General features: G+C 36.2%; 11 protein-coding genes. 9 read left to right on the plus strand and 2 right to left on the minus strand.

What is annotated here, in order from left to right:
- Positions 1 to 95: 95 nt before the first annotated feature.
- The 5 genes from GWJ05_RS00095 (at position 96) to GWJ05_RS00115 (ending at position 3,108) form a co-directional block, all read left to right on the plus strand.
- The gene (locus GWJ05_RS00095; RefSeq protein WP_036933167.1) at positions 96 to 1,292 is read left to right on the plus strand and encodes a lactate oxidase; all 1,197 of its coding nucleotides are present in this window, start codon (positions 96 to 98) and stop codon (positions 1,290 to 1,292) included.
- 132 nt (positions 1,293 to 1,424) lie between these two features.
- Positions 1,425 to 1,721, plus strand: a complete 297-nt coding sequence (locus GWJ05_RS00100; RefSeq protein WP_036933165.1) for a hypothetical protein — start codon at positions 1,425 to 1,427, stop codon at positions 1,719 to 1,721.
- Positions 1,722 to 1,835: 114 nt separating this feature from the next.
- Positions 1,836 to 1,997, plus strand: coding sequence for a hypothetical protein (locus GWJ05_RS00105; RefSeq protein WP_158482368.1), 162 nt, complete (start codon positions 1,836 to 1,838; stop codon positions 1,995 to 1,997).
- Positions 1,981 to 2,391 carry a hypothetical protein gene (locus GWJ05_RS00110; protein WP_052038413.1) on the plus strand — a complete coding sequence of 137 codons (411 nt, stop codon included), beginning with the start codon at positions 1,981 to 1,983 and terminating at the stop codon, positions 2,389 to 2,391. Before GWJ05_RS00105 ends, GWJ05_RS00110 begins: the two co-directional genes overlap by 17 nt.
- Before the next feature lie 132 nt (positions 2,392 to 2,523).
- On the plus strand, positions 2,524 to 3,108 hold the full coding sequence (locus GWJ05_RS00115) for a tetratricopeptide repeat protein (protein ID WP_161680869.1): 585 nt from the start codon (positions 2,524 to 2,526) through the stop codon (positions 3,106 to 3,108).
- An 81-nt stretch (positions 3,109 to 3,189) separates the two neighbouring features.
- Here the strand turns inward: GWJ05_RS00115 and eptB are convergent, their stop codons facing one another.
- A complete protein-coding gene (gene eptB / locus GWJ05_RS00120; protein ID WP_036933164.1) occupies positions 3,190 to 4,881 on the minus strand; it encodes a kdo(2)-lipid A phosphoethanolamine 7''-transferase in 1,692 nt (563 codons plus the stop codon).
- 532 nt (positions 4,882 to 5,413) lie between these two features.
- On the opposite strand from eptB, the gene fdhF reads away from it, so the two are divergent.
- The 4 genes from fdhF to GWJ05_RS00140 all read left to right on the plus strand — a co-directional run bounded on the left by fdhF (position 5,414) and on the right by GWJ05_RS00140 (position 11,696).
- On the plus strand, positions 5,414 to 7,558 hold the full coding sequence (gene fdhF, locus GWJ05_RS00125; protein ID WP_082239423.1) for a formate dehydrogenase subunit alpha: 2,145 nt from the start codon (positions 5,414 to 5,416) through the stop codon (positions 7,556 to 7,558).
- Positions 7,559 to 7,856: 298 nt separating this feature from the next.
- Entirely contained in the window at positions 7,857 to 9,434 is a 1,578-nt protein-coding gene (locus tag GWJ05_RS00130; RefSeq protein ID WP_161680871.1) for a PTS transporter subunit EIIC, read from the plus strand.
- A 14-nt stretch (positions 9,435 to 9,448) separates the two neighbouring features.
- Entirely contained in the window at positions 9,449 to 10,810 is a 1,362-nt protein-coding gene (locus GWJ05_RS00135) for a 6-phospho-alpha-glucosidase (RefSeq protein WP_036933161.1), read from the plus strand.
- Between the two features lie 109 nt (positions 10,811 to 10,919).
- Positions 10,920 to 11,696, plus strand: a complete 777-nt coding sequence (locus GWJ05_RS00140) for a MurR/RpiR family transcriptional regulator (protein WP_036933160.1) — start codon at positions 10,920 to 10,922, stop codon at positions 11,694 to 11,696.
- Between the two features lie 22 nt (positions 11,697 to 11,718).
- On the opposite strand, the gene GWJ05_RS00145 is transcribed toward GWJ05_RS00140, so the two are convergent.
- Positions 11,719 to 12,606, minus strand: a complete 888-nt coding sequence (locus GWJ05_RS00145) for a 2OG-Fe dioxygenase family protein (RefSeq protein ID WP_087802886.1) — start codon at positions 12,604 to 12,606, stop codon at positions 11,719 to 11,721.
- Positions 12,607 to 12,729 lie beyond the last annotated feature (123 nt).

The following is a 12,729-nucleotide window of genomic DNA, read 5'->3' on the forward strand; positions in this document are numbered from 1 at the left end:
ATAAGGCTTATATTCTTTTTCGATAAAGTTAATTTAATAGAAGTTCATATTTATTAATTTATGAATATAAGCCTTTAATCCAAATGGAACAAAAAATGAAAAGCAAAATATTAAAAACCACTGCTATTGCGATGGCATTAAGTGTGGGTGTTGCACAGGCAGCTGAATATAAAGCAAGTAATGCAGAAGGTCCAATAAAAATAGTTAACTTAAAAGCGATGGAAGCACAAGTCCAAGCAAATATGGAAAAAGGCGCTTTTGGTTATATTCGTGGTGGCGCTGAAGACGAAAATAATTTGCGTTCAAATACGACCGCATTTGATAAAAAATATATTATGCCTCGTTCATTACAAGGTATCGAATTTTCTGACTTAGATTTAAAAACAGAATTTTTGGGTATTAAATTAGATACGCCTATTATTCAGGCACCGATGGCAGCTCAAGGGCTTGCACATCAACAAGGCGAAGTTGCCACAGCAAGAGGTATGGCGAAAGCCGGTTCGGTTTTCTCGTTAAGTACTTATGGGAATAAAACTATCAAGGAAGTGGCTGATGCTCAACCAGGTTATCCGTTCTTCTTCCAGCTCTATATGAGCAAAAATGATGCCTTTAACGAGTATATTTTATCTCAAGCAAAACAGTATGGCGCTAAAGGTATCATTATGACTATCGACTCTTCAGTGGGTGGTTATCGTGAAGATGACGTGAAAAATAATTTCCAATTCCCATTAGGTTTTGCCAACTTAGAAGCATTCGCAAAAATCAGTGATGACAAATCGAAAACAGGTAAAGGTGCGGGTATCAGTGAAATTTATGCACAAGCTAAACAAGCCTTCACACCCGCAGATATTCAGTATGTGAAAAAAATGTCTGGTTTGCCTGTGATTGTAAAAGGGATTGAATCACCTGAAGATGCAGATACTGCCATTAAAGCAGGTGCAGATGCTATTTGGGTTTCTAACCACGGTGGACGTCAATTAGACAGTGCGCCAGCCACTATTGATGTATTACCAGCAATAGCAAAAGTGGTAAATAAACGTGTTCCTATCGTGTTTGATAGTGGTGTACGTCGTGGCTCACATGTCTTTAAAGCATTAGCCAGTGGTGCAGATGTTGTCGCTGTTGGTCGTCCAATTCTTTATGGATTAAATTTAGGTGGTGCTGAAGGTGTTAATTCAGTTATCCAACATTTAAATAAAGAATTAAAAATTAATATGATGTTAGGTGGGGCGAAAACAGTAAAAGATATTCAAGCCACTCAACTTTATACTGATGCTAGTTTTAATCAATAATTAAAATATAGTTTATAAAATTTAAAACCGCACTTAATTTAAATATTAAGTGCGGTTTTATTTTTATATAAAAATAAATCTATAAATTATAGTGTCATTTTTTATATCACTATTTTTATAATGGATTATTAAATGGATAATAATGTTGGAAAGGATTTTGGTCTTATAGAAAGAAATGAAATAATAGGAAAAAACTATACAATTAGAGAAATAATTACTGTAAAGATAGCACCATCACATACTGTATATACAGATATAAATAACCAATCAAAAAAATCAAAGTTTGGACATGCTTGGATTGAATTTAAAGGAGAGTCAATTGGTTGGGGAATGGGGGGATCTAAAATGGAAGGTGGTTCAGATAATTTAACATTTCATGATTCTAAAGGGTATGATCCCAATAAAGTGACAAGCGCTACATTACCTTAATATACCAATGAAATTATTGGTAGAATTAATAATGCAATATCAAAGATGAAGTCAGGTGATTATACCCATTTTGAGAGTAACTATAATCTATTTAATAATAATTGTATTGATTTTGTGAACTATATATTAGCGTTAACTGAAAATGGAGAACACAACCCAGATTATATTCTACAATTAATCGGTGATACACCAGATAAAATTATTGAAAAAATGCAAGAATATATTGATGAGCAGAAAGAAACTGAAACACCATTAGTTATTGGCATTAACAGATAATGGGATCTTCACATTACCTGATGATGAAGGTGTTTATTTCGATCATAATAATGATGGAGTAAATGAATCAACAGGTTGGATAGATGGTAATAGTGCATTTCTTGTATTTGATAAAAATGAAAATGGCGTTATAGATAATGGTAATGAATTATTTGGTAATAACACTTTTAATATATTAGGCGACTATGCAAAACACGGGTTTGATGCATTATCTCAGTATGATAACAATCAAGATAATAGAATTGATAATAATGATGTAATCTGGTCTTCTTTAAATTTATGGATAGATAAGAATATTAATGGAAAAACTGATATTGATGAATTATTTAACATAGAGTGTTTAGGTATAGAATCGATAGATTTAAATTATAAGAAAAAATGGTGTTATAGATGAAAGTGGTAATCAAATTTTATTAACTAGCACTGTTACATGGAGTAATGGATATCATACTGAAATTTCAGATATTGTATTTAACACTCATATTACTTCCCAACAAAACAATATCTTATCTAATAATGGTGACTTATGGCTATAAAAAAGAGATGGAATAAAATTATTTTTTTTATTATAACACTTATATTTAGTGGAAAAATAATAGCTGATATTCTCGTTCCTGAAAAAGTGTATTCACATGAGCCCGATTTTCTAGCATCGTCCAACATAAAAATGCCAAATACAAAAGATGAATTTTATAGTTTAATAAAACTTGCTGATGATGGTAATAGTGAAGCTAATTGGATGGTTTCAGTTATTTATCAGCAAAGTGGTAATAATGTTGAAGCTGAAAAATATTACCAACGCTCTATTGATCGACAAGATGATTACATGGGGCCATCAGCTGTAAATTTAGGTTATATGTATGATAAAAACAATAATATTAAAAAGGCAATGGAATTATTTCATCAAGCAGGTGATGCAGGTTATTATGGCGGTTATCAAGCAGTAGGTACTGAGTGTTTTTTAGGGCGTGATATACCGTTAGATTTTGAAAAAGCAAGATTTTATTATAAGAAGGCTGCAGAATTAGGATGTTATGAATGTCAATATTATATTGACAACTGGGATGGAGTTGTAAAGCTAAAAATGAAAGATTTAAAAATAGAAAAATAAAACAATATATATACTTATGATAATAAAAACCCCATGCTTGATATTGAGCATGGGGTTTTGTCTATTGGTTATTACGAAAATTTAATTTTGGGTTGATGGCATATCACCAAAACAGAGGTTATTTTGATTATTAATACCGCCATCTGGAGAGGAATAACCCAAGCAACCTAGCATCGAATCAAAAATATTATGATGATAGAACGTGCGCTCTGCATCTTGATTACGTTTTAGGTTATCAAATAATTGCTTATTTTCAGGCTCTGCTAAATAGCTATCTGACATCCAAACTAAGAAAGGCACTTTAAATTGTTCTGGTGGTGCAATTTCTTTTGGTGTTCCGTGTAAACCACCTTTCTCTGAAATAGATTCACCATGGTCGGAGGTATAAAACACAATGGCTTTTTTATCGCGTAATGTATCGAGTATGCCATCAATAAAATAGTCGGTATAAAGAATAGAGTTGTCATAAGCATTCACTAACTGCTCTTTGGTACACTCATCATCCACATTTAAACATTCAGGTTGATACTTTTTGAATGATTCTGGGTAACGCTGTGAATACATAAAGTGAGAGCCTTTAGTATGTAAAATCACTAAATGATTTCCCTTTGGATGCTGAGAAACCGTATTCGCCGTTTCAGCAATTAATAAGGTGTCATCAAGCTCTTTACCAAAGTTGCTATTTTTGGCTGTCATCATCTCTTTCATTGCGTAGTTATTTAAATCAAGTTTATTGTAAAACCACAACTCGCTTTGCATTGAGAACAACTCTGATGACATACCTAATTGGCTTAATACTGAAAAAATATTGTTCTCTTTTAATGTCCGCTGGTCGTTACTTTCTGTTCCGTTTTCTCGTACAAACATACATTTTAATGAAAGCTTTGTTGCGGTATCACAAGAAATACCTTTAAAGGCGACAAGGTTTTTTTCTTGGCTTAATAGCGGATTGGTTTGACGCTCATATCCTAATAAACCCATATGATCCCATCTTGCTGTTTCACCAATAATAAAGACGACATACACATCTTCATTAGCTTTTGAGGGCTGATAAGTGAAGTGATCGGCAGGATCAAAAATATTTTGGCTATTAAAGGTATCGTCATACTGCGTTATTGCATATTGGAATAATGGAATGATCCAGTTAGTGGGCAAATACGCATAACTTAAACCACCACTATAACTTGGTAAATCTAAGTTATTTTTGATTTCATAGGCTTTTTGCCTTGAATCGAGTGTTTTCAAATAGGCAAAAACAGCCAGCGCGATCACAAGCATTTTGGCCGTGTTTTTTATCCAGATTTTTTTCTTTTGTTGAGTCGTGAGATTTTTTTCTGGTTTCTTACATAGCCAAATAAGCGCTAAAGGTAAAATAGATAAGCCAATAATCCAAATAATCACATTTGGGCTGACCAGCTCTTTAGATAAATCGGTATCTGTGGTGAGTGTTGAAATGATAATACCGTATCCAATGACGACGTCATAAAAAGAAATATAGTAACTAGCACAGACACTGACGACGAGAATAAAAGAGGCAACTATTTTAAAAAAGAGAGAGCCGAAAAAAGAAATAAGTCGTAATAAGAAGAAGGTAAAAGCAATATTAACGGCAATTTCACCTAGAATATATAATGCATCAATGAGGGGGTTGTTTGTATTCTGTGTGCCGTATCGGCCAATGTAAACGGAAAGATTAAGAAAAAAACCAAGGTAGACTGCTAAAAAAAGGGCAATATTTTCTTTCGAAAACCTTAAAAACTTTAATTTTTGCATGTTCAATTATTATCAAAATGTATGGTGTAGAGGTCTTTATGACCGCGAAGTTGTTTTCAGGTTCAGTATTATGTGCTTTTTTTTATTGAAGTTTAAAAATTTTTTATTTGAATGACATTAATATCAAAATTATTAATTTTAAATAGTTTTAGTAGATAGAAATATTGGTAGAGATATTAGGAGATTGTCATCATTATATACGGTAAGACCTTGATAAAGGCAGATAAGAAGGCGTATTTGCTCAATTGTTATTTCTTATCAAATGAAAGATGTTCTTTCGCTATAAGTTCTTATGTATAACGTATATTGATGGAAACGAAAGTCGACATAAATATCGTCATTAGTGTCGAGCACTTCCTATTGTTTTAGTTTTCATTGTTTTCTTGCTCACTCAATGGTTTTTATTTTTCTTTATTTTTCATTGTCTTGAAGAAAAGTGAAAAAGCGTGCTTATTTGGCACACTCTCTGCATAGAGATAGAGGAGAGGATCAGGTAATAACCTGAACATTGATGAACACAGGAGCAATGTTGATGAAAAAAGTCATCACGGTCTGTCCGTATTGCGCCTCAGGATGCAAAATCTACCTGAAGGTGGAAAACGGTAAAATCATTGGCGCTGAAGGAGCCAATGGTTTAACAAACCAAGGTGAGCTGTGTCTGAAAGGGTATTATGGATGGGATTTTATCCATGATACTAAGATACTGACTCCACGTCTTAAAACACCAATGATCCGTCGTGAAAGAGGCGGAAAATTAGAATCAGTTTCTTGGGAAGAAGCGATTGAGTTTGCGAGTAGCAAACTGCTTGCTATCAAAGAGAAATACGGTGCTAAATCTATTATGACAACCGGTTCATCACGAGGTCCGGGTAACGAAGCTAACTTCGTTATGCAGAAATTTGCTCGTGCGGTTATCGGAAATAATAATATAGACTGCTGTGCTCGTGTCTGACACGGCCCTTCGGTTGCAGGTCTGCAGCGTTCGGTCGGTAATGGTGCTATGAGCAACTCAATCGTCGAGATTGAGGATACCAAATGTCTATTTGTCTTCGGTTATAACGCCGCAGACTCGCATCCTATTGTTGCTCGCCGTATTGTTAAGGCGAAAGAAAAGGGTGCCAAAATTATTGTATGTGACCCTCGTTACATCGAAACAGCACGTTTAGCCGATTTACACTTAGGCTTAAAAAATGGTTCTAACATTGCGCTATTAAATGCGATTGCACATGTGATTATTGAAGAAGGATTGCATGATAAATCCTTTATTGAAAATCACACTGAGCAATTTGAAGAATATTGCAAATTAGTTGAAAGCTACACACCTGAATCCGTTGAAGAAACGACAGGTTTAAGTGCTCAAATTATTCGTGAAGCTGCGCGTATGTACGCAAAAGCAGAAACAGCAACAATTCTTTGGGGAATGGGTGTTACTCAGTTCTACCAAGGCGTTGAAACTGTTCGTTCACTGACTAGCTTGGCATTATTAACCGGTAATTTAGGTAAAAAATATGTCGGTGTTGGCCCTGTTCGTGGTCAAAATAACGTACAAGGTGCGTGTGATATGGGTGCATTACCTAACACACTGCCGGGCTATCAATACGTTACTGACGAAAAAGCGCGTGAGAAATTTGCTAAATTCTGGGGCATTGAATCAATGCCTGATGAAGTGGGCTATGCGTTAAGTGAAGTGCCTCATAATATCGATCACGGCTTATTAAAAGCTCACTATGTAATGGGTGAAGATCCACTGCAAACTGAGCCTGATTTAGCAACAATCCGTAGAACGTTTGAAAAACTGGATCTACTGATAGTACAAGATATCTTTATGACCAAAACAGCGTCTATTGCTGACGTTATTTTCCCTGCAACATCATGGGGTGAGCATGAAGGTGTTTATACTGCAGCAGACCGTGGTTTCCAACGTTTCTATAAAGCGGTTGAACCTGTTGGTGATGTGAAAACAGACTGGCAAATCATCAGTCTGATGGCAACAGCAATGGGCTATCCAATGCATTACAACAATACCAAAGAAATTTGGGATGAGTTGCGTGAGTTATGCCCAATTTATTATGGTGCGACTTACGAAAAAATGGCGGATTTGGCTTATATTCAATGGCCTTGCCCAACAGAAGATAGCCCAGGTACACAATATCTGTACGAAGGTGGTAACTTTGATACCCCTAACGGTAAAGGTCAATTCTTTACCTGTGAGTGGGCACCACCAATTGACAAACTGTCTGATGAATTCCCAATGGTACTGGCAACAGTCCGTGAGGTTGGGCACTACTCTTGCCGTTCAATGACAGGTAACTGTAAAGCATTGGCAGCATTAGCAGATGAGCCAGGTTATGTTCAGTTAAATACTGAAGATGCCAAACAACTGGGTATTAAAGATCAAGAGTTAGTTTGGATACGCTCTCGTCAAGGTAAAGTAATTACGCGTGCTGCAGTCAGTGATAGACCGAATAAAGGCGCGGTATATATGACTTACCAATGGTGGATTGGTGCTTGTAACGAACTGGTTGCGGAAAACTTAAGCCCAATTACTAAAACACCTGAGTATAAATATTGTGCAGTATGTGTTGAGCCAATCAAGGAGCAGGCTCAGGCAGAACACTATGTGAAAACGGAATATAGCAATATTAAACGTCGTTTAAGAGAAGCTGCCGAGGGTTAATTTTATCTGATTAATATTGTTTTTCTGCCTTAAGACCGAGTTTATTGATTTTGTGTCAGTAAGCTCGGTTTTTTTATGATTTTTTATTGTCATCAGATCTTTTTTCTACAGCTTATCGTTAAAAACCTCTTTTTATCTGTCTGAATATTCACCATGCGTTGGCTCACAATAAAAAAAGTAACATGTTACTTTTAACGTAATCCGTTTCTAAATCAAGTGGATAAATTGCTTTTTATTTAAGGCCAGCGCAGGATGCTGTCATGGAAATGAGTGTAAGAAAACAACAACGAGATACTGTATGAAAAAACTCATTAATGCCCTACAAGCGTTTGGTAAATCCTTATATGGACCCGTCTTGATATTACCTATTGTTGGTTTATATATCGCTTTAGGTAACGTCTTTGGCAATGGCAATCTTGCGGAATATATTCCGTTTTTAAATCACCCGGTTATTCAAAGCATTGGACAATTACTCGCAAAATCATCAGTTGCTATTTTAGTCAATTTAGCGTTGATTTTTGCTGTGGGTATTCCTGTCGGCTTAGCAAAAAAAGATAAAGGCTATGCAGGGTTAATTGGTTTAGTGGTGTTTGTTATTTTTACAAATGCTATGAATATTACCCTAACACTGCAAGGGAAGTTGGTTAGCACAGAAGAGATGCGAGCTGCAGGTCAAGGCATGGTATTAGGTGTTCAAGTCCTTGAGATGGGGGTATTTGCTGGTATTTTAACAGGAGCAATATCTGGATGGCTTTATAATCGTTATTCAGGTCGTCAATTTAACGGCATTATGGCTATTTACTCTGGTCACTGTTTTGTCGCCATTATTGCTATTCCCTTCACTATTGCATTGGCTGTTTTAATGTGTGAAATCTGGCCTTTTGCTCAGGCTGGTATTACTAAAATGGCACTCGTTATTCATGACTCTGGTGCTTTTGGTGCGCTGATTTATGGATTCTTAGAACGTATTCTTATCCCAACGGGATTGCACCATTTAGTCTATACCCCATTCTTGTATACCGAATTAGGCGGTGTTGCTGATGTTTGTGGCACAACTTACCAAGGTGCAAGAAATATCTATTTTGCTGAAATGGCGTGCCCTGAAGTAAAACAACTCAGTAGCACTGTGATTTGGGATGCGCGTGGTATCGCTAAAATGTTCGGTTTAACAGCAGCAGCGGCTGCCATGATCTCTGTGGCCAAAAAAGAGAAAAAGCAGATGGCAAAGGCGATTTTAATTCCTGCGGCTGCAACTTCTTTCTTGTTAGGGGTGACAGAGCCTCTTGAGTTTTCCTTCCTCTTTGTTGCTCCTGTTCTGTTTTTAGTTCACGCCGTATTAACGGGTATTGGCATGATGTTGTTCTACCTATTAGGTGTGCATGCGATTGGTGCAAATGGGGTCATTGATTTCATTTTATATAACTTGCCGTTAGGTACTGAAAAATCAAATTGGCCTATGTATATCGTGGTGGGTTTGATTATGTCAGTTCTCTACTTCGTTATCTTTAGGACCTTGATTTTAAAACTCAATCTTAAAACTCCTGGTCGTGAAGATGATGATGAAGAAACTCGTTTATACAGCAAAGAAGACTATAAGAAAAAAGCAGAAACAGTCACTAACTCTGAAAGAATACCTGAAACTATTAATGAGTTAGGTGAAGAGATTATTGAAGGGCTAGGTGGGCGTGACAATATTGAAGTGGTTGATAATTGTTATACCCGCTTAAGAGTTATTGTTAAAAATGTCGATGTAATTCATGAAGATATTTTGAAAAAAACAGGTGCTAAAGGCGTTGTGCGCCACGGTAATAATGTCCAAGTTGTTTATGGATTACATGTAAAAAAAATGCGTGAAGCGGTCGAAGCCGCACTTTAATAGGAGAAAGAAAGATGACTAAATCACCCTTTATCTTAAGTATTGCAGGCGGCGGAAGCACCTATACACCGGGAATTGTAAAAAGTTTAATGGTACGTTTAGAGGATTTTCCACTGAGTGAAATTCGTTTATACGACATTGATAAAGAGCGCCAGGATACCATTGCCCCAGTCGTTGAAAAAGTGATCCGTGATCATAGTGATACCATTAAATTTACAGTGACAACGGATGCAAAAGCCGCGTTTGATGGTGCTCATTTCGTGTTTGCTCAAATGCGTGTGGGTCAATATAAAATGCGTGAACAGGATGAAAAGATCCCATTACGTCATGGTGTTGTAGGGCAAGAAACCTGTGGGCCTGGCGGACTTGCTTACGGTTTACGCACCATTTTACCTATGGTTGAGCTAATTGATTTAGTTGAGGAGTATGCTTCACCTAAAGCATGGATTGTAAACTATTCAAACCCAGCCGCGATCGTTGCTGAAGGTGTACGTCGTTTACGCCCTAATGCTCGTGTATTGAATATCTGTGATATGCCTGTTGCAGCGATGCGTAATATGGCAGCCGTATTAAACGTTGATCGCCATGATTTAGATGTGGACTACTTTGGTCTAAATCACTTTGGTTGGTTCACTTCTGTGCGCGTAAAAGGTGAAGAAAAACTGCCTGAATTACGTGAACATATCGCTAAATTCGGTCTTTTAACCGAAGATGCAGCTCAAACTGATCCACAACACTCAGATCCATCATGGGTGAAAACATGGCGTCATATTCAGCCATTAATGGAAGCATTCCCTGAATATATTCCAAACCCATATTTGCAGTATTACTTGATGCCAAATTATATCGTTGAGCATCAAGATCCAGATTACACCCGTGCAAATGAAGTAATGGATGGTCGTGAAAAACGCTTGTTTGAAGCAGCGCGTGAATACAAAGAGACCGGTATTTTACCTGATGCATTCCATGTCGGTGTTCATGGTGCCTTTATTGTTGATGTTGCTTGCTCTTTAGCTTTTGATTTACGTCAGCGCCACTTGGTGATTGTTGAAAATAAAGGTGCGATTGCTGATTTACCTTATGATGCGATGGTCGAAGTACCGGCTTATATCACGTCTCACGGCCCTGAACCTATTCGTGTTGGTGACATTCCGCGTTTCCATCGTACTTTGTTAGAGCAACAATTGGCATCAGAACAATTATTGGTGGAAGCAACACTTGAAGGTAGCTATGAAAAAGCATTAGAGGCGTTCACACTGAATAAAACAGTGCCAAGTGTGATCCACGCGAAGAAGATCCTTGATGATATGATCGAAGCAAATCGAGAATATTGGCCTGAATTACATAAAGTTTATGTAAATGGTAAGCGTGTTTGATCTCAACACTTGCTGTTAATGAGTAATTGAATAAAAATGCTGTTCTATCACCAGAACAGCATTTTCCTTTTATGTTGGTAAGGACGATGTATCAATTAAGGTAACCGGTATGTCGGCACGATTATCATCTTTACTCTCAAGAGCAACAGAATTAACACGCGCAGAATATCGTATTCTCTCTTATTTAATTGATAACCCAACACAAGTTGGAAAACTTACGATCAGAGCGCTAGCACAAGCCAATTTTGTTTCGACAACGACCATTATGCGACTTTGCCAGAAATTAGGTTTTTCTGGTTATAGTGAGTTGGTTTATTACTGCAAACAATTGTTATCCACGGCTGAAAAATCTCATCAATTGAAAAGTGATGAAAACGAGGTAACAGAGCCTCTTTTTGATCAGTTTTTGGCGAATTATTTAAAAACCTTCACGTTAATTTCAGATGAGAAAAGACACGCTTTTGTTGATTTAATTAATAGCAAGAATTCATTTTTTATTTATGGGGCAGGGTTTTCTCATATATTTTCAGAATATATCAGTAAGCGATTACAGCTGATTGGTAAGGATGCATTTCTCTCAGGATTGAGCGACAGTAAGAATATCTTTATTAATAATGCTTCACGCTATACCGTTTTTATTGCGATATCTCGTAGTGGAGAGACTGAACAAGTGGTTGAAAAGGCGAGAATAGCAAAAAGTATTGGTATGAAGATTGTTGCATTTACTCGCGCAAGTGCCAATCCATTGGCTGAACTTGCTGATATTCATTTTCCCATTTATGACGATGCAGTGAATTATCATTGTGATACTATCGAAAGCTCGTCCTTTGAATCAAACCTTGTCTTGATTATTGATTTGTTACTTAGCCGAACTCAACGGTTTTAATTTATGTAATAACGATTTATGACTAAGCAACTGACTGATTTAAATAAAGCGTTAAGGGTAAATCAGGGTGTGCATTCATTGAGTCGAATTTATGCGATGGGTGAGAATCAATCGTTGGATAACGAGATAATAAAACCATAAAATCTTGGTAAGCCTGATTTTTATTGTCATGAGTAAAAATAGGTGTACCACTATGATTTAATTCATTATCTGCAATTAATAGAACATCAAGATATTGCGCATTATTGTGTTCATAAAGCACATTTTCAGGGTTAATTTCTTGCCAAGGTGTTCCTATGGCTTCTTGTGGTGAATGAACACGTAAAGCACCAGTATTATCCTTCACATTATGCTTATTCATCATAACAATCATGGTGTGGTCAACTCCATCCTTATGCACTCCTTCAATTGAAAGTTCGCTTAAAGAGTCCGGTTGAGCAATTAATCTTAAATGAAAAACAGTTGATATTGATTTTGGCGATTGTTGATCTGTTAAGTGACGAGGAGTAAATGTATTACCTTGAATTAATAACATCTTTAATTTTAATAAGGCTTGATAGGCGGTATTGCTCTGCCAGCGATCATCGAGTGCTCTAAAATGCCTTTGTGCACCACTGTCTTCACGAATAAAGCCATCTTCTTCAGTGAGAACAAAAGGTTGATACTCTAATCTGGAGATTGTTTCTAAGTCATTATCAAAAAGGTAGCGACCTGTTCTGGAATAACGAAAAGAAAGAGTAGGATCTTGAGCTAAATAATCACCATATTCCATCAGTGTATTAATATCTTTCTCTTCAGCACCTAATTGTTTTATTAAATCGATAACTAAAATTTGGGGAATAAAGAGATATTTATTATTTTTATATTCTTTTTTCATTTCACTAATTTTATTTATAAGCAGGCTATTCATATATAATATGCTCCATTGATGGTTTATATTATTAATAATTAATTAGAGGGATAAATAATAAAGTATAATCAACTAGATTATAGATAGAGATTAATAAGTTTCAAATATATGAAAAAAGAGAGA

Origin of the sequence: Proteus sp. G2626 (assembly GCF_009915985.1) — a bacterium.
Lineage (GTDB): Bacteria > Pseudomonadota > Gammaproteobacteria > Enterobacterales > Enterobacteriaceae > Proteus > Proteus vulgaris.